This is a genomic window from Streptomyces marokkonensis (assembly GCF_008312835.1).
In the GTDB taxonomy this organism is placed as follows: Bacteria; Actinomycetota; Actinomycetes; order Streptomycetales; family Streptomycetaceae; genus Streptomyces; species Streptomyces marokkonensis_A.
Genome location: NZ_VSKS01000017.1, coordinates 139,608 through 157,499 on the forward strand (window position 1 = coordinate 139,608; position 17,892 = coordinate 157,499).

Genomic DNA, 17,892 nt, shown 5'->3' on the forward strand with positions numbered 1-17,892 from the left:
AGGGGGCTCGACATTTGAGTCGACAGCCGTAGACTAACGCATCGTCGAGCTCTTGATCCGCTCGATCCGAAGGAGTTGTGATGGATATTCCCTCCTCGACACGAGCCGCCGTACTGACGACCCACGGCGCCGCGTTGGACCTCACCGACCTGCCGCTTCCGGCGAAACCGGAACCGGGCGCCGCCCTCGTACGCGTCGTCTGCACGACTCTCTGCGGCACCGACATCGAGATCTGGTCGGGCAGGATGACCTTCCCCGGGATGCTGCCCATGGTGCTCGGCCACGAGATGGTCGGCGAGATCGTCGCGCTCGGCGAGGGCACCCGGGACGCGCTGGGCCGCGAGCTCTCCGTCGGCGACCGCATCGGCTGGTCCGAGTCGACCTGCGGCGCGTGCCACGGCTGCACGGTGCTGCGCGAACCGGTCGCCTGTTCGCGGCGGGGTTACGGGTTCCTGCAGCGCTCCGACGTCCCTCCCCACGCCACGGCGGGTCTGTGCGAGTACGCCTATGTGGTGCCCGGGGCGGCCAAACTGCTGCTGCCCGACGCGGTCCCCGACACCTGGGCCGCGATGGCGGGCTGCGCGGCGAAGACGGTGCTGAGGGCGTTCTCCCGGGCCGGCGGGGTACGCCCCGGCTCCCGCGTCGTCATCCAGGGTTCGGGGGCGCTCGGTCTCTTCGCGACCGCGGTGGCGTATCTCAGCGGCGCGGGCAGTGTGATCACCGTCGGCGCTCCACCGTCGCGACTGGCCCTGGCCCACGAGTTCGGCGCCGACGAGACGGTGGACATCACCCACGGCTCCGAAGCCGTCGTCGCCCAGGTGCTGAAGCTCACCGACGGCCGCGGTGCCGATCTGGTGCTCGACTTCGCCGGTGCCCCGTCGGTCGGCCGGGAGGCCGTGGAAATGGCCGCGCAGCGCGGACGCGTCGTGGTCGTGGGCAGCACCGGTCCGGTCGCCGAACCGCTCGCGCTGGGCACGGTGATGGGCAAGGAACTCAACATCGTCGGTTCCCTCAACGGCGACATCGCCGACTACCACGACGCGATCGGCTTCTTCACCTCCTTCGCCGACCGCATGCCCTGGGACCGGCTGTTCGGCGAGCCCGTCGGCCTGTCGGAGGCCTCCGCCCGCATCGCCGCGATGAGCAGGCATGAGGAGATCAAGGCCGTCATCGATCCCCGGCTCGTCTGAGCGAACCGGAGAAAGGACTCACACACGTGACCACCAACCCGCTCCCCCGGCGCCGGATCGGCACCAGCGAACTCGAGGCGTCGGTGCTGTCCCTCGGCTCGTGGCACACCTTCGACCGGATGGACTTCGCGGACGCCGTCACCATGGTCCGCCACGCGCTCGACGAGGGCGTCAACCTGTTCGACGTCGGTGTCTACGGCATGCCCGGCATGCCTCCCGTCTTCACCGACGTACTGTGGGGCGCGATCATGCGGGCCACCGGGACCCCCCGGGACACGTACCTGGCCTCGGTGAAGCTGTGGATCGAGGGCTTCGGCGCGGAGGGTTTCGCCCCCCAGCTGAAGAACGCGTTCCTGCGGACCGGGCTCGACCACGCGGACCTGGTGATCCTGGGAGACCTGCGGCGCGACGACGTGCGCCTGGAGGACCTCGTCGGCGACCTCGCCGCCCTGACGGACGCCGGACTGATCCGGGCCTGGGGTGTGAACAACTGGTCCGCGGCGAACATCCACGCCCTGCGCCGGATCGCCGCCGAACAGGGAGTGCCCGGACCGCAGATCGCGCAACTGAAGTACAGCGTGGCGCGGCGCTCGATTCCCGACGGGGAGCCGTTCGCCCAGCTGTTCGCCGAAGGATTCAGCATGCAGGCGTCCGATGTGCTGGAGGGCGGCATCCTCGCCGGACGCACCTCGCCCGAGCGGGAGATCGGCCGCGACCCCGGCTCGATCCGCGACGCGATCGTGGCGACCGTCCCGGGCATCACCGAACTCGCCGGCAAGCTCGGCACCACGCCCGCCCAGCTCGCGATCGCGTTCACGCTCACCCATCCCGCCAACACCACGACGCTCGTCGGCGCCACCCGGCTGGAGCAGGTCCGGCAGAACATCGGCGCCCTGGAGCTGGTGGAGCGCGTCGGGGCCGAGGAACTGCGGGCTCTCGTCGAACCCTTCTGGTGCGACCGCGGCATCGTCGACCCGGAAGGCCCCTGACGGTGACCACTCCCTCCGTATCCGACATCAGCAGGGGCAACCGATGACGACCGCACCCCACCACTCCCCGGCTTCCGGCGCCGTGACGGGCGTGCCGCGCCCGCGGCCCGTCCCCTACGACCCCCAGCTGGAACCGGGCCTCGCCGCCTGCCGCGATCTCATCGAGCGGATCCCGCTGCGGGCCGACACGATCCTCGCCAACCGCGCGTACTTCGCCACCATCGTGCCCCCCGTCACAGAGGCGATCGGCGAGCGCCCGGTGGAGTTCGAGCACGTCACCGTGGCGGGCCCGGCGGGCGCGCCGGACGTGGAGCTGACGGTTCTGCGCCCCCGCGGCGGTGTCCGCGACGCGCCGGGCATCTACGGCATCCACGGTGGCGGCATGGTGCTCGGCAACCGGTTCTTCGGCATCGCCGGTCTCGTCGAGGAGGTCCTGACGTTCGGCGCCGTCGCCGTGAGCGTCGAGTACCGGCTCGCCCCCGAGCATCCCGCGCCCGACGCCGCGGAGGACTGCTACGCGGGCCTGGTCTGGTTCGCCGAGAACGCCGCGGCCCTCGGCGTGGACCCCGCCCGCATCCTCGTCGGCGGGGCGAGCGCGGGCGGCGGCCTGAGCGCGGCGGTCGCCCTGATGGCCCGCGACCGCGGCGGCCCCGCCCTGGCCGGACAGATGCTGGACTGCCCGATGATCGACGACCGCAACACCACGGTGTCCAGCCGGCAGTACGACGGCATCGGCATCTGGGACCGCAACAACAACGACACCGGCTGGAACGCGCTGCTGGGCGCGGACCGGGGTACCGACGCCGTGTCGCCCTACGCGGCGCCCTCGCGCGCCGGCGACCTGTCCGGACTGCCTCCCGCCTACATCGCGGTCGGCGCGGCCGAAGTGTTCCGCGACGAGGCGGTCGACTACGCCACCCGGATCTGGGCCACCGGCGGCCAGGCCGAACTGCACGTCTGGTCCGGCGGCTATCACGGCTTCACGGGGTTCTCCCCGGACGCCGAGGTGTCCCGAGCCGCCGTGGCCGCCCGGGAGTCGTGGATGCGGCGCGTTCTCGGCATCACCGGCCGGTCCCGGTGACGACGTCCACGCCGCGCGGTGCGCGTGTCATGAGCGCGCGCCGCGCGGCGTTCGTCCTGGGGTCGCTCGAGGTGTTCGGACCGCTGTCGATGGACCTGTCCATGCCGCTGCTGCCGCAGCTCGCCAAGGACCTGCACACAAGTGGCAGCCTCGCTCAGGCGTCGATGTCGGTGTGCATGCTCGGACTCGCGTTCGGCCAGCTCGTGGCGGGCCCGCTCAGCGACCGCATGGGCAGGCGGCGGCCGCTGCTGTGGGGCATCGCGCTCTTCACCGTGTTCTCGCTGCTGTGCGCGGTCGCCCCCACCATCGAGATCCTGCTCGTGACCCGGTTCCTGCAGGGTGTCACCGGCTCGGCGGGCGTCGTCATCGCGCTCGCCGCCGCCCGGGACATCGCGAGCGGTATCGAGCTCGCCCGGCTGCTCAGCCTGCTCGGGCTCGTCGGAGCGCTGGCCCCCATCCTGGCGCCGGTGGCCGGCGGGCAGCTCGCTGCCGTCATGGACTGGCGGGGTCTCTTCGTCGTCCTCGCCGGCGTGGGCGCTCTCCTGCTGATCGTCGCCGGCACCCTGCTGCCCGAGACCCTGTCGGCCGGGCTGCGGCACCGGGGCGGGTTCGCCGCGACCGGCCGGCGGTTCGGCACGGTTCTGCGCGACCGTCTGTTCATCTGCTACCTGCTGGTGGGAGCGTGTACCGGCACGGCGTTCTTCACCTACCTGGCGTCCATCAGCTTCGTGCTGCAGGACGGCTTCCACCTCACCCCCCAGGCCTTCAGTGCCGTCTTCGCGATGAACGCGGTCGTCGCGATGCTCGGTTCACTGTCCAACCGGGCCGTCGTACGCCGGGCCGGTCCCGCCCGCATGTACGTCGTGGGCACGACGGCGACGGCGGTCGCCGCGCTGGCCCTGCTCGGCACGGTCGTCGCCGGATTCGGCCTGACCGTCCTGCTCGTCCTCCTCGCGCTGGTGCTGTTCTGCTACGGCGTCATCAGTCCGAACAGCTCGGCCCTCGCGCTCGCGGGTCACGGCGAACGCGCCGGAACCGCGGCTGCCCTGCTCGGCATGTCGACCTTCGCCGTCGGCCCGATCGTCGCGCCCGTCGTCGCGCTCGGCGGGGCGGCCGACCTGACCATGGCCCTCACCATGGCCGTCGCCACCGTCCTCGCCTGCGTACTCGTGTGGACCGCTGTGCTGCCCCGGCTCCGCCGGGCCCGTCGGGATCCACCCACCGTCGAGCACCGCGCCGACGATGCCGGGGAGCACCACGGCGCTTCGCACTGATCACCCGGGCCGCGCTCACCGTTCGTCCACCGCCGTCGGCGTCCCTCGCCGACGGCGGCGTCCGCATGCGGTCGGCCGGTGGTCGTCCGCGCTCCTTCCCGTCCCGCCGGCCCCCGCGGTGTGGCGGCGGGCCGGCCGCCCGGAGTGATACGGGCCGGCGGCGGCACCGCTGTCACGGGATGCGCACGGGCACGTGCACGACGGTGGCGGCGCGGCGGGCCCGCCGGCAACGGCACCCGGGAGCACAGCGGCCGTAATCCGGTATGCCGGTCGGGGGGCCACCGCCTTCCGCGCCTGTCCCGGCCCGCGCGACGCCCTCGGTCGCCGGGCCGCCCGCCCACCTGCGACGGCGGTCCCCCGTACGGGTCGGGGCGGAGCCCGGGGACGGCGGGCATGCCGAAGAGCCGGACCGCGTGCGGTCCGGCTCCTGCCCCGGGGCGGCGGCCGCGGCCGCCGCCCGGAGGTGAGTCAGCCGTCCTGCCTGCCCGGATCGACGATCCCCAGACCGTCGGCGCCCACCTGCACGGCGGACTCGTCCAGCACGGGTCCGGTGACGGGCTGTGGGCGGCCGTCGAGGTCGAGGACCGGGGACGCCTCCTTGTACCAGGACTCGATGACGGCGTTGCCCCAGAAGTCGCGGCGGCGGTCGTCGTGGACGTTCCACCGGTAGGTCTCGTGGTCGGGGTCGCCGGTGTAGTAGTCGGAGGTGTAGATCTCCACGCGGTGGCCGTCGGGGTCGCGCAGGTAGAGGTAGAAGGCGTTCGAGACGCCGTGCCGGCCGGGACCCCGCTCGATGTGGTGCTCATGGCGCAGTGACCCGAAAAGGTCGGCGGTGCGCAGAACCTGGTGCGACTCGTGGGTGGCCACACCCACGTGGTGCAACTGGGGCCCGGCGCCGGCGGTGAAGGCCACGTCGTGGACGGTCTGCTTGCGGTACATCCAGGCCGCGTACAGCTCGTGCTCGTCGCCCTCGATGGTCTCCGAGCAGCCGAATCCGAGCGCCTTGTAGTGGTCGTAGGCGGCGGGGATGTCGGGGGTGCAGATGTTGAAGTGGTCCAGGCGGGCGATCTCGGCGCCGCGGCGCAGGTCGTAGCGCTGGATGAGGCGCTCGGCGCGCTCGATGTCGTGGAAGAACTCCACGGGGAAGCCGAGCGGGTCGATGACGCGGACGGCGTCGCCGACTCCCGGGGTGCCGGAGTCCTTGGGGACGCGGCGGACGGGAAGGCCGAGCGCGGTGAAGTACCGCTCGGCGCGGTCGACGTCCTCGGGGGTGCGGACCCGGTAGGAGATGTGGTCGAGCGCCGCGGTCTCCCCCTTGCGCAGCACGAGGGAGTGGTGGGTGAGTTCGTCGGTCCCGCGCAGGCAGAGCAGGGAGTTGTCGTCGTACTGGACGTGGAAGCCGAGCATGTCGCCCCAGAACCAGCGGGCCCTGTCCAGGTCGGTGACGACCAGCTGGGCGTAGGCGGAGCGGACGACGTCGGGAGCTGTGGTCATGGGAAACGTCTCCTTGACGGTCAGGACGCGCCGAAGCGGGGGGTGTGGGCCTCGCCCAGCATCACGTGGACGATCTTCGACTCGGTGTAGAAGTCGATGCTGTGCGCACCGCCCTCCCGGCCCAGGCCGGAGGACTTCACGCCGCCGAAGGGGGTCCGCAGGTCGCGGACATTGTGGGAGTTGATCCAGACCATACCGGATTCGACCGCATGTGCGACGCGATGTCCGCGCTTCAGGTCGGACGTCCACACGTAGGCCGCGAGGCCGTACTCGGTGGCGTTGGCCAGTTCCACGGCCTCGGCCTCGTCGTCGAACGGGGCGACGGCCACGACCGGGCCGAAGATCTCCTCCTGGAAGATGCGGGCGTCGCGGGGGACGTCGGCGAAGACGGTGGGCTGGAGGTAGTTGCCCTCCGGCAGATGCGCGGGGCGGGCGCCGCCGGCCACCAGTCTCGCCTCCTGCCGTCCGATCTCGACGTACTTCAGTACGCGCGCGTAGTGCTCGGGGTGCACCAGCGCCCCGACCTCGGTGGCCGGGTCGGCGGGCAGACCGACCTTCACCCGCTCGGCACGCTCGGCCAGGCGCCGGGTGAACTCCTCGTACACCGGGCGCTCCACCAGGACGCGGGACCCCGCGGTGCACCGTTCGCCGTTGAGGGAGAAGACACCGAAGACGACCGAGTCCAGTGCGGTGTCGAGGTCGGCGTCGGCGAAGAGCACGACCGGGGACTTGCCGCCCAGCTCCATCGACGTGGTCTTCAGGTGCGTCGCGGAGCTGCGGACGATGTGTCTGCCGGTGTCGGTGGAGCCGGTGAAGGAGATCAGCGGCACACCGGGGTGGTCCACCAGGGCCTGGCCGGCCTCCTCACCTATGCCGTGCACGATGTTGACCACGCCGGACGGCACGCCGGCCTCGTCGAGGATCTCCGGCCACAGGCTCGCGGACAGGGGGGTCCATTCGGCGGGCTTGAGGACGAGGGTGCAGCCGGATGCCAGCGCCGGGGCCAGCTTCCAGCTCTCCAGCATGAACGGCGTGTTCCAGGGGGTGATCAGTCCCGCGACACCGATGGGGTTGCGGACGACATAGTTGATCTGCTGGTCGCCGGCCCGGAACGCCTCCTCACCGAGAGCGACGATGACATCGGCGAAGTAGCGGAAGTTCTCGGCGGCCCGCCGGGCCTGCCCCCTGGCCTGGGTGATGGGCAGACCGGAGTCGAAGGTCTCGAGGGCGGCCAGGCGCTCCTCGCGTGACTCGACGGCGTCGGCGATCCGGTACAGGATGCGGGCGCGTTCCCGGTTTCCCAGCTTCGACCAGGCGGGGAAGGCCGTGGCGGCCGCGGTGACGGCACGGTCCACGTCGTCACGGCCGCCGGCGGCGGCGGTGGCGTAGGGGGAGTTGGAGACGGGATCGCAGACGGGGAACGTACGGCCGTCGGCGCTGTCGAGGAGTTCGCCGCCGATCCAGTGGCGGATCTCGGCGGGCAGGTCGGCCGGGCGATGCGCGGCCAGGTTCGTGGACATGGCGTCTCTCTTCGTTCCGGGGGTCAGAGCTGCTGGGTGAGGTCGCCGCCCTCGGCGAGGAGGGCGCGGATGCGGGCCAGGCCGTTCTCGGTGGGCGACGTGAGCGGCGGACGCACATGTCCCGAGGTGATCCGGCCCTGCTGCTCCAGCACCCACTTGGCGGGGGCGGGGTTGGTCTCGACGAACAGCAGGTCGACCAGCGGGTGCAGTCGGTAGTGCAGGTCCCGTGCGGCGTCGAAGTCGCCGGCCTCCCACAGCTCGTACATCCGGGCCACCGCGGTCGGCGCGAGGTTGGCCACCGCGGAGACGAAGCCGGCCCCGCCCAGCGCGAGCAGCGGGAGGCACAGCAGCTCGATCCCGGACCACACCAGCAGCTCACGGCCGCAGGCGTGCAGCACACGGGAGAAGTGTTCGAAGTCCTTGGTGGTCTCCTTGACGCCGACGAAGTTGTCGAAGTCGGTGAACAGTCGCCTGACCGTCTCCGGCGCGATGTCCACGGCGGTGCGGGACGGTACGTTGTAGGCGACGATGGGCAGGTCGGGGAACTCGCGGGCCACCGTGGCATACCACCGGTACAGCGCTTCCTGGGTGGGCCGGGCGTAGTACGGGGTGATGACCAGGGCGGCGTCCGCGCCCAGTTCCCGGGCGGCGGCGGTGATCTCGAGGGTCTCGTCCAGCTTGTGCGAGCCGGTGCCGGGCAGGAACGGCACCCGGTCGCCGATCTCGTCCGAGGCGGTGCGCATGGCGGCGATGCGTTCGGCGGCGGTCTGCGCCGACGGCTCGCCGGTGGAACCGCCCAGCGAGATGCCGTGCGAGCCGGATTCCAGCTGCCAGCGGATCAGGCCGCGGAGGCTGTCGTGGTCGACCGCGCCGTCCTCGGTGAACGGCGTGACGACGGGGGCGATGGACCCGCGGATGGTGGCGGGGTCGGTGCGGAACTTCATGGACTGCTCCGTGGGTGGATGGGTGCGGGCAAGGTCATGGGCGGGCGCGGCGCCGCCGCGGCTGCCGGCGGGGGCCCTCAGGACTGGTCGCCGCGCCACTGCTCGTAGGCGGCCTGCCAGACGGGTCCGAGCGGGTACAGGCCCTGGATCGGTTCGCCCGCCGACACCTGTTCGGCGATGAACCGCTCCTGCAGCTCCTGTTCGGTGCTGTCCGCGATGAGTTCTCCGGCCAGGTCCGGGGGAACGACGACGACGCCGTCGGCGTCGCCGACGAGGATGTCTCCGGGCTGGACGAGCGCTCCGCCGCAGGCGATCGGGGCGCCGGTGTCCCAGGGGACGTGGCGGCGCCCGAGGACGGCGGGGTGCTCGGCGGCGTAGTACGTCGGCAGGCCCAGGGCGGCCACCGCCGCGCTGTCCCGCAGCCCGCCGTCGGTGACGATGCCGGCCGCGCCCCGCTTCTTCGCCCGCAGCGCCAGGATGTCGCCGATGGTGCCGGAGGTGGGGTCGCGGCGGGCGTCCATGACGAGCACCTGGCCGGGGCGCAGCTCTTCCACGGCACGCTTCTGCGCGTTCATGCCGTTGCCGAACTTCGCGAAGAGATCTTCCCGCAGCGGCAGGTAGCGCAGGGTGTGAGCGGTCCCGACCAGTTTGGCACCGGGGTCGGCCGGGCGGATCCCGTCGATCGTCATGTGCTGCAGGCCACGCTTGCGCAGCTGGGAGCTGAGCGTGGCGGTGGCCAGGCCCCGCAGCGCTTCGGCGACGTCCTCGTTCAGCGCGGGCTCGTCCGCGCGGGCCGGGCCCCAGGCGTCGGCCCGCAGTGCGGCGTCGACGCGGGGCATGGCGCCCCAGGCCGCAAGGTCGTGGTCGGCGTCCGTCACCGTGTTGCGCAGCCGGCCACCGGAGATCTGCCGGTCCGGGGCGCTGACCTCCACCTCCACCACGTCACCGGGCGACACCACCGAGGCGCCGGCCGGGGTCCCGGTGAGGATGACATCGCCGGGTTCCAGCGTGACCAGGCGCGACAGGTCGGCGATCAGGGCACCGAACGGGAAGAGCAGTGTGGAGGTGTCGGCGTCCTGGACCAGTTCGCCGTTCACCCAGGTACGCAGCCGCAGTGCGGCGGGGTCGAGCCCGGTGGCGTCCAAGAGCCGGGGGCCGATCGGGGTGAAGCCGTCGGCGCCCTTCGAGCGCAGATTGGAGCCGCGGTCGGCATGTCGCAGGTCGTACGCGCCGGCGTCGTTGGCCGCCGCCACCCAGGCGACGTGGTCCCAGCCCCGCTCCGGTGCGACCCGGCGCGCTCGGCGGCCGATGACCAGCGCGATCTCCCCCTCGAAGGACATGAGTTCGCAGCCCCGGGGCCGGACGAGAGCGTCGCCGGTCCCGGAGAGGGAGGAAGGCGGCTTGAGGAAGTAGGAGGGCTGGTCGGGGGTGCGTCCGCGCTCCTTGGCCCGGCAGCGGTAGTTGAGGTGAACTGCGACGATCTTCGACGGCTGGGTTCCCAGCGGATGCGGCATGGGAGTTCTCCCTGGGCGTGTGCGACATCAGGCGCTTGTCGAGGAGGAGCGGGGCCTGTCCGCGCCGGCGCGGCCACAGGGCTCGGGGCGCGGACGGCGACAGCCCGTCCTGATGAAGGGGCCGGGCTAACCCGACTCACTAATCGTATACGTTATCATGCATGATTTAGAAGAGAAGGGCGGTCATCCGACATCGCGAGCCAGTGGGCAGCGAACGGGTAGGATCGCAAATCGTATATGAAACTCGATGTGAGGGGTTCGCGAGATGCAGAGCCGAACCGGTCTGACCGTCCGTACCTTCGCTCCCGCCCGCACCTCCGGGAGACCGCCCGTACTGCTCGTGCACGGCTTCGGCTCCGACGGCCACCGGGACTGGGTCGAGACCGGGATCGCCGGGGCGCTGACCGAGGCCGGCCGTGAGGTGATCGTGCCCGACCTGCGGGGACACGGGGACAGCCCCGCCCCGTCGACGGCCGGCGAGGCCGGTGTGCCGAGGCACGTCACGGACCTGGTCACGGTGCTGGACGAGGCGGGCGCCACGGCGTTCGACGTGGTCGGGTACTCCATGGGCGCCCGGCTCGCCTGGGAGCTGCCCGGGGCCGCGCCCGGCCGGGTGCGCCGGGCCGTCCTCGGCGGGCTGAGCCCCGTCGAACCGTTCGAGGCGGTGGACGTGGAGGCACTCCACCGCGCGGTCGCGGACGGCACCGAGCCGGCGGATCCGTTCACCGGGGTGATCGCCGGCATGGTGAGCGCGCACGGGGCACGGGCCGCCGGTCTGGCCCTGTGTGTCGAGGGGCTGCGCGACACGCCCTTCGCGCCGCGGTCCTGGGCGGGAGACACGCCGCCCGTCTTCGTCGTCGGGAAGGACGACATGATGACCCGCGGGATCGAGCAGGTGGTCGGCCTCGTCGACGGGGCGGAGCTGGCCACGGTTCCGGGCGATCACCACGAGGTTCTCGCCGGGGCCGAGTTCCGCCGTACAGTCCTGGAAGTCCTTGCGCGGTGAGCGTTCGAGTACACGACCGGAGCCGCATTGCGGCAGGCCGGCCCAGGGTAGGGGAACACCGATGAGCACTACGGAGAAACAGACCCGCGCCAAGCGGTCGAAGGCGGAGGTCAGCTACGAGCTGCTGCGCTCACGCATCCTCGACGGGACCTACGGACCGGGATACCGGCTGGTCCTCAGTCAGCTCGCGAGGGAGACCGGCGTCAGCACGATCCCGCTGCGCGAAGCGCTGCGCAGACTGCAGTCCGACGGACTGGTCGAGGTCGTCCGCAACATCGGCGCACGGGTGGCGGCATTCGACGCCACCCAGGTGGAGCACTCCCTCCAGGTCCTTGCCCGCCTTGAGGGGTACGCGACCGCGATCTCCGCGCCCCTCATGACGGCGCGGCACATCGAGCGGTCGCGGGAGATCAACGCCCGTATGACCAGGGCGCTCGAGGACTTCGACCCCGCGGCCTTCACCGCCCTCAACCGGGAGTTCCACTTCTCCGTCTACGAGCACTGCCCGGACCGGCACCTGGTCTCCCTCCTGGAAGCGGAGTGGGCGCGGCTGGACCACATGCGCCGTTCGACCTTCAGCCATGTCCCGGGCCGGGCCCGCCGGTCGGTCGCGGAGCACGAGCGGCTGCTGGAACTGATCGAAGCGCGCGCACAGGCGCAGGAGATCGAACAGGTCGCCTGCGCACACAAGATCGCGACCGCCGACGCCCTGCGCGAGGCGCAGGGCGCCCACTAGGACGGCTCCGGAACGCCGAACCGACGGTCCGGCACCGACAACGAACCGCTTTATCGTATACGATGAGGTATCTCATCTGTTACCGTGGCCCGCATGTCCAGCACCGACCCAACTGCGGGCGCGGCCGGAGTGCCGGCGACCGCGCAGATGTCCGGGGGGACGGTCGTCACCGTCACCGGCGAGATCCCGCCGGACGCGCTCGGCGCGGTACTCCCCCACGAACACCTTCTGAGTGATTTCGCCACCCCAGGCGACACAGCCGAATCCTGGGCGGCCGTGGGGCGTACGCGTCCCACGGCCGCGAGCCGGCTCCGGCTGTACCGTGCGCCCCTGACGATGGACGTCCTCGGCGAGATCGGCATGGGCGCGCCCAACAGGGACAACTGGCTGCTCGGGGACGAGGTACTCGCCACCACCGAGGCCGCCGCGTTCCAATGCGCCGGCGGCGCCACCCTGGTGGACGTCACGACCGTCGGCCTCGGCCGGCACCCGGCCGGTCTGCGGCGGATCTCCGAGGCGACCGGCCTCCACGTCGTCATGGGCTCGGGCCGGTACCACCCCGCGTGGACCGGGGAACGCGCCGGTCTCACTGCCGACAACCTCGCTGAAGAGATCGTCCGGGACTTCACCGAGGGGGTGGACGGGGTACGGGCGGGCATCATCGGCGAACTCGCGGCACTTGACACGGAGGAGCCCGCCGAGCGCGCCGTCCTCGTCGCGGCGGCACGCGCCTCGGCGGCCACGGGCTCCGCGATCTCGCTCAACCGCTCCGGCGACGCCGCCACCCAGCAACGGGTGCTCGACCTGCTCGCCGAGGAGGGCGCGGACCTCACGCGCGTCGCCGTCGGGCACTGCGACGCGCTCTCCCCGCGCCCCGACGACCTCGAAGCGCTCCTCGCGCGCGGGGTGTTCGTGCAGTTCGACCAGCTCGGCCGGCTGCCCTCGGTGCTCAGCGTCAGCGACGACCAGGATGTCGCCGCGGCCGTGCTGGAGCTCGCCCGCCGGGGTCACGCCGGGCGGATCCTGCTGTCCCAGGACGTCCATGCCAAGGCGCAGCTGCTCGCCTACGGAGGGGGAGGCTACGGCTTCGTCCTTCAGCAGTTCGTCCCGTACCTGAGGATGCTCGGGGCCGACGACGCCCTCGTGGAATCCCTCACCGTGCACAACCCCCGACGACTGCTCACCCTCGCGAACCGGAGGGCCGACTCGTGAGCCGCTATCCCTTCGAGATCCCGAACCTCGCCGGTCAGGTGCTCACCGTCGCGGGTCCCGTGGCCCCCTCGACGCTCGGCACGACGGTCATGCACGAGCACATCTTCGTCGACCTGAGGCGCCCACCGGGATTCCACCGTCCCGGCGAGGACTCCCCCGAGGCCACCGATCCACTCACCCTCGCCTCCCTCGCGCACACCCGCCATGGGCGTCCGAACGCCGAGAACGACGTGATGGGCGACTTCGACGAAATGCTCGCGGAGGTGCTGGCCTTCGTCCACAGCGGGGGGCGCACGATGGTCGAGGTCTCCCCCATCGGCCTGGGCAGGGATCCCGAGGCGCTCCTCCGGCTCTCCCGCGCCGCCGGGCTCAACATCGTGATGGGCGGCGGCTGGTACACCCCGGCCTTCCACCCGGCGGACATGGACGAGCGCACCGTCGACGAACTCGCCGACGTCATCGTGCGCGACGTCGTGGTCGGGGCGGACGGCACCGGGATCCGTTCGGGCGTCATCGGTGAAGTCGGCGCGGAGACAGTGCCGTTGACCGACAACGAGCTCAAGAGCGTACGCGCGAGCGGGCGCGCGAGCAGGGTGACGGGTGCCCCGGTCACCTTCCACGTCGGCGGGGTCGGCGAGGAGAAGTTCCGGGTGCTGGACATCCTCGCGGAGGAAGGCGTCGCCGCGTCCAACGTCGTGCTGGGCCACGGCATGGACGTCCTCGCGAATCCGTCGTTCGGCGCACGTGTCCTCGCGCGCGGTGTCTTCGTGGAGTTCGACTTCCTCGCCTCTCCCGGGAGTCCATGGGGTCACCTCGTCCTCACCAGCGACCACAAGATCGCCCGGGGCATCGCGGAACTGATCGAGCGGGGTCACGCGCACCAGATCCTGCTCGGCCACGACGTGTGCCAGAAGATCCAGCTCAAGCGGTACGGCGGCCAGGGATACGACTACATCCCGCGGTACTTCCTGCCCGCCCTGCGCCGTCTCGGGGTGAGCGAGGAGGCCCTCCACACGATCATGATCGACAATCCCGCGCGAGCGCTCGCCTTCGCCGCACCGCAATGATCACCGGCCCGTCCGCACTCGTCCGATCCCCCCATGAGGGAGAACCATGCGCGTCACCCCCGTCCCCTTCGATCCGGCACTGAGCGCGGTGCTCGGCGCCATGCCCCGCGGTGAGGAGTCCGAGCCCTCCCTCGAGTCCATCGCGGCGATACGCGACTCCGCGGCGCTCATCCCCCTCCCCCCGGTCGCCGGCGTCATCGGCGACCGTGCGATCGACGCCGAGGAACGTACGATTCCCGGCCCCGCCGGCGCCCCGGACCTCGACATCACGGTGCTGCGCCCACGGCACCAGAAGGCGCCGGTTCCCGGGCTCTACAACATTCACGGCGGCGGCATGATCAGCGGTCACCGCCACCAGGACACGCCTCGCCTCGCCGATCTCGTCGAGGAACTCGGTGTCGTGGCCGTCAATGTCGAGTACCGCCTAGCCCCCGAGAACCCCGATCCCGCACCGGTGGAGGACTGCTACGCCGGTGTGCGGTGGATGGCGGACAACGCCGCCGAGCTCGGTGTCGATCCCCGCCGCATCGTCGTCATGGGAGGCAGCGCCGGGGGCGGTCTCTCGGCAGGAGTCGCACTGATGGCACGTGACCGGGGGGCACCGTTCCTGGCCGGGCAGCTGCTGCTGTGCCCGATGCTCGACGACGGCAACACCACGGTCTCGAGCCATCAGTACGACGGCAGCGGCACCTGGCAGCGGGCGACGAATCTCCTCGCGTGGCGGGCGCTGCTCGGGGAGAAGGCGGGCGACCCCACGGCCGATGTGTCCGCCTACGCCGCCCCCGCGCGGGCGCGTGATCTGTCGGGCCTTCCGCCCGCGTTCGTCGAAGCGGGCAGCGCCGAGCTGTTCCGCGACGAGGACGTGGACTACGCGTCCCGTGTCTGGGCGGCGGGCGGGCAGGCCGAACTGCATATCTGGCAAGGGGCCTTCCACGGCTTCGACGTCTTCGCCCCGGACCACGAGGTGACACGGGCCGCTCTGGCGGCCCGCCTGTCCTGGCTCCGCCGCGTCCTCGGTCTCTGACCGCGCACGCCGCCCCTGCCACCCTTGGCAGGGGGCAGCGCCACCGTTCCGACAGACGGGTCCCCTTCGTCCCGTGTCCGGGTCGGCGCCGCACCGCGACACGGAACCCGTCGTCGGGCCGGCCGCCTGAACACACAGTTCGGCCCCGAGTGGGACGCGCCCGGACCACCACCGGGCCTCCGCCCTCCCCTGCCATGTCCAGCGATCACCCATCACGGCGATCGGAGGGCGTGCGGCCGGACACGGCCCCGGAAACCACCACGGCCGTGCCGCTCCGGCTCCCCCCATGCCGGGCACGCCCTCCCACCATCCCATTCCTGCCGTTCACCAGCCAGAAAGGTCATCCATGCCGAAGACAGCGGACCTCATCCTGACCGGCGGCGACGTACTGACCGTCGACGACGCGTTCACCGTCGCCCAGGCGGTCGCCGTGCGGGCCGGCCGGATCATCGCCGTGGGCAGCGACGCGGAGATCACGGCACTTGCGGGACCGGACACACAGCTGATCGACCTGGCCGGCCGGACCGTGCTGCCCGGAATCAACGACTCCCATCTGCACGCCGCGGCATGGGCGCTGACCAGACCGCCGTTCGCGCTGGACATCGGTCACCCGGCCGTGCGGTCCATCGCCGACATCGCCGAAGCGGTTCGACGGACCGCGGCCGGGACACCCCGCGGGGAATGGATCACCGGTCTCGGGTGGGACGTCGGCTACCTGGCAGAATGCCTGGCCGATCCGGCCCGCCGTCCGCACCGGAGCGACCTGGACACCGCCTCCCCCGATCACCCGGTCTGCCTGACCGACTTCTCCGGCCACATGGTGTGGGCGAACTCCAGGGCCCTCGAGCTCGCCGGAATCGCGCGCGGCACCGAGTCCCCGGCGGGCGGAGTGATCGAGACCGACACCGCAGGCGAACCCACCGGCATCCTGAAGGAGACGGCACAGGCGCTCGTGCAAGGACTCGTCGCGCCCGCGACCGTGGCCCAGCGCAAAGAGGCGATCCGAACGGCCGTGGCGGCGCTGCACGCGGAAGGCATCACCAGCTACACGGAGCCGGGACTCGGCCCCGGTGGTGCCGAGATCCTCGGCGGGGGACTCGACACCGGAACGCTCCACGCCTACATCGAGCTGGCCCGCGCGGACCAACTGGCGTCGCGGGTACGTGTGTTGTTGCTGCCCGCTCCGATGGGCGGCTCGGCAGCCGATGTGACCGCCGGCCTGGAGGGACTCGCCGTACCGGACGACGTGGATGCCAGGAGACTGGCCGTCATCGGTGTCAAGGTGTTCGCCGACGGTGTACCCCCGAACGAGACCGCCTGGATGCACGACCCGTACCCGGGCGGCGGTCACGGAGCGCTCTGCGTGCACGGGGCCGACGCCCGCCTGAAGCAGGCCGAACTCACCGAGATGATACGAGTGGCCCACACGGCCGGTTACCAGCTGGGGGTGCACGTCACCGGCGACCGGGCGATCGACGCCGTGGTCGACGCCTTCGTCGCCGCCGACCGTGCGCACCCGCGTCCGGACGCCCGCCACTACGTCATCCACGGTGACTTCGCCTCCGCGCAGAGCCTCGCGAAGCTCGCCGCGCACGGATACGGCATCAACATGAACCCGGCCATCAAGTGGACCATCGCGGACCTGATGGACGCCGTGGTCGGCAGCGAGCGGTCGGACTACCAGTGGCCGGTGCGTTCCGCGGCCGAGGCGGGCATCGCGGTCTGCGTCGGCTCCGACGCACCGATCACCGCACCCAACTGGCGTCAGGGCGTCGCCGCCATGATGCTGCGCGAGTCCAAGGCCACCGGCCGGGTGAGCGGACCCGACCAGCGTGTCCCGCTGGAGACGGCACTGCGCGCCTACACGGCCAACCCCGCCCGGCAGGACTTCGCCGAGGCGTGGAAAGGCACCATCGAACCGGGCAAGGTCGCCGACCTGTGCGTCCTCGGCGGCGACCTGCGCGCCACCGACCCGCACGACATCCCCGACCTGCCCATCGACCTCACCGTCTTCGACGGGCACATCGTGTTCCAACGCGACGGCGTCTCCCGGTGACCTGCCGCGCCGCGGGCCTGCCGTACGCGCGGCGGTATGGCGCCGGTTTCGATCGCTCCGGCCCAACGGGGTCCACCGTGTCCGGGTCTGAGAGGAAGATGTACCGAGCGGCGTCCGCACGCGGCCGGCGCAGACCTGGCGGCCCATCGCCTGCATCGCTCCCAGCTGCCGAAGGGGATGCGTCATTCGCCACCGCGGTTTGCCCGTGGGCTTGCCGCAGTCGTCGACCGCGCCGAAGGAGCAGCGGGCCCACAGCACGCCGCGCAGGCCGCGGTCGCGGGGGTCCTCGTCGGCGTAGCGCAACCGGCAGCGGGCCCGGCCCTCCGATCGGGGTCAGCAGCAGGTTGTCAGGGGCGGCATCCTCCCCCTCGCGCTGAATGACGAACGGGACCAAGAGCGGCGCGGTGCGCACGGTGTTCTCCTGGTCGGTCAGTGCCATGCCCTCCGGAACGGTCTCCGGGTGGATCTTCAGCCGCCGGAAACCCTCACCGAGCCCGAACAGCTCCGTCTCAAGACCGTCCGCAACCAGTGCCCGAACTCGACGCCCTCACCCGACACGTCCGGCCTTCGCGACCATGCTCACCGACCGCGCCAGGGCGAGCGCCTCCCGGCTTGGCTCGACGCCGTCACCGCAGGATTGACCCTGCCCTGGAGCTCGGGCGTGGTCGAAGGTCATGTCAACCGGATCAAGATGCTCAAGCGCCAGATGCTCGGGCGGGCAGGTTTCCAACTTCTCGGCAGGCGCGTCCCACTGGCGTGACGGAGGGTGGCCACGTCACAGACGT

The 17,892-nt window shown here is 71.6% G+C and carries 15 protein-coding genes; 11 read left to right on the forward strand and 4 right to left on the reverse strand.

The window, feature by feature from the left end:
• Positions 1-80 precede the first annotated feature (80 nt).
• Genes F1615_RS26205 through F1615_RS26220 form a run of 4 tightly spaced genes read left to right on the forward strand, consistent with a single transcriptional unit; the run spans position 81 to position 4,534 of the window.
• Positions 81-1,190: a zinc-binding dehydrogenase gene (locus F1615_RS26205; RefSeq protein WP_208818412.1), complete on the forward strand. Its 1,110-nt coding sequence runs from the start codon at positions 81-83 to the stop codon at positions 1,188-1,190.
• A 26-nt stretch (positions 1,191-1,216) separates the two neighbouring features.
• On the forward strand, positions 1,217-2,179 hold the full coding sequence (locus tag F1615_RS26210; protein ID WP_149551522.1) for an aldo/keto reductase: 963 nt from the start codon (positions 1,217-1,219) through the stop codon (positions 2,177-2,179).
• 43 nt (positions 2,180-2,222) lie between these two features.
• A complete protein-coding gene (locus F1615_RS26215; protein WP_149551523.1) occupies positions 2,223-3,260 on the forward strand; it encodes an alpha/beta hydrolase in 1,038 nt (345 codons plus the stop codon).
• Between the two features lie 29 nt (positions 3,261-3,289).
• Positions 3,290-4,534 carry a multidrug effflux MFS transporter gene (locus F1615_RS26220; protein WP_149551524.1) on the forward strand — a complete coding sequence of 415 codons (1,245 nt, stop codon included), beginning with the start codon at positions 3,290-3,292 and terminating at the stop codon, positions 4,532-4,534.
• A 468-nt stretch (positions 4,535-5,002) separates the two neighbouring features.
• On the opposite strand, the gene hpaD is transcribed toward F1615_RS26220, so the two are convergent.
• From hpaD to F1615_RS26240, 4 genes are all read right to left on the reverse strand, one after another.
• Positions 5,003-6,028 (reverse strand): 3,4-dihydroxyphenylacetate 2,3-dioxygenase, encoded by a 1,026-nt coding sequence (gene hpaD / locus F1615_RS26225; protein WP_149551525.1) that lies wholly within the window; start codon positions 6,026-6,028, stop codon positions 5,003-5,005.
• A gap of 20 nt (positions 6,029-6,048) precedes the next feature.
• On the reverse strand, positions 6,049-7,548 hold the full coding sequence (hpaE, locus tag F1615_RS26230; RefSeq protein ID WP_149551526.1) for a 5-carboxymethyl-2-hydroxymuconate semialdehyde dehydrogenase: 1,500 nt from the start codon (positions 7,546-7,548) through the stop codon (positions 6,049-6,051).
• Positions 7,549-7,571: 23 nt separating this feature from the next.
• Complete coding sequence (gene dapA / locus F1615_RS26235) at positions 7,572-8,492, reverse strand: 4-hydroxy-tetrahydrodipicolinate synthase (RefSeq protein WP_149551527.1); 921 nt, start codon at positions 8,490-8,492, stop codon at positions 7,572-7,574.
• Positions 8,493-8,569: 77 nt separating this feature from the next.
• Positions 8,570-10,006, reverse strand: a complete 1,437-nt coding sequence (locus tag F1615_RS26240; RefSeq protein ID WP_149551528.1) for a fumarylacetoacetate hydrolase family protein — start codon at positions 10,004-10,006, stop codon at positions 8,570-8,572.
• 265 nt (positions 10,007-10,271) lie between these two features.
• Here F1615_RS26240 and F1615_RS26245 point away from each other — a divergent pair, with 265 nt between their 5' ends.
• From F1615_RS26245 to F1615_RS36475, 7 genes are all read left to right on the forward strand, one after another.
• Entirely contained in the window at positions 10,272-11,012 is a 741-nt protein-coding gene (locus F1615_RS26245) for an alpha/beta fold hydrolase (RefSeq protein ID WP_149551529.1), read from the forward strand.
• Between the two features lie 61 nt (positions 11,013-11,073).
• Entirely contained in the window at positions 11,074-11,748 is a 675-nt protein-coding gene (locus F1615_RS26250) for a GntR family transcriptional regulator (protein WP_149551530.1), read from the forward strand.
• A gap of 93 nt (positions 11,749-11,841) precedes the next feature.
• Complete coding sequence (locus tag F1615_RS26255) at positions 11,842-12,960, forward strand: phosphotriesterase (RefSeq protein WP_149551531.1); 1,119 nt, start codon at positions 11,842-11,844, stop codon at positions 12,958-12,960.
• A complete protein-coding gene (locus tag F1615_RS26260) occupies positions 12,957-14,027 on the forward strand; it encodes a phosphotriesterase family protein (protein WP_149551532.1) in 1,071 nt (356 codons plus the stop codon). The genes F1615_RS26255 and F1615_RS26260 overlap by 4 nt, the downstream gene beginning before the upstream one ends.
• A gap of 46 nt (positions 14,028-14,073) precedes the next feature.
• The gene (locus F1615_RS26265; protein WP_149551533.1) at positions 14,074-15,051 is read left to right on the forward strand and encodes an alpha/beta hydrolase; all 978 of its coding nucleotides are present in this window, start codon (positions 14,074-14,076) and stop codon (positions 15,049-15,051) included.
• 346 nt (positions 15,052-15,397) lie between these two features.
• Entirely contained in the window at positions 15,398-17,107 is a 1,710-nt protein-coding gene (locus F1615_RS26270; RefSeq protein WP_149551534.1) for an amidohydrolase, read from the forward strand.
• A 460-nt stretch (positions 17,108-17,567) separates the two neighbouring features.
• A complete protein-coding gene (locus F1615_RS36475; protein ID WP_244328863.1) occupies positions 17,568-17,867 on the forward strand; it encodes a hypothetical protein in 300 nt (99 codons plus the stop codon).
• Positions 17,868-17,892: the final 25 nt, after the last annotated feature.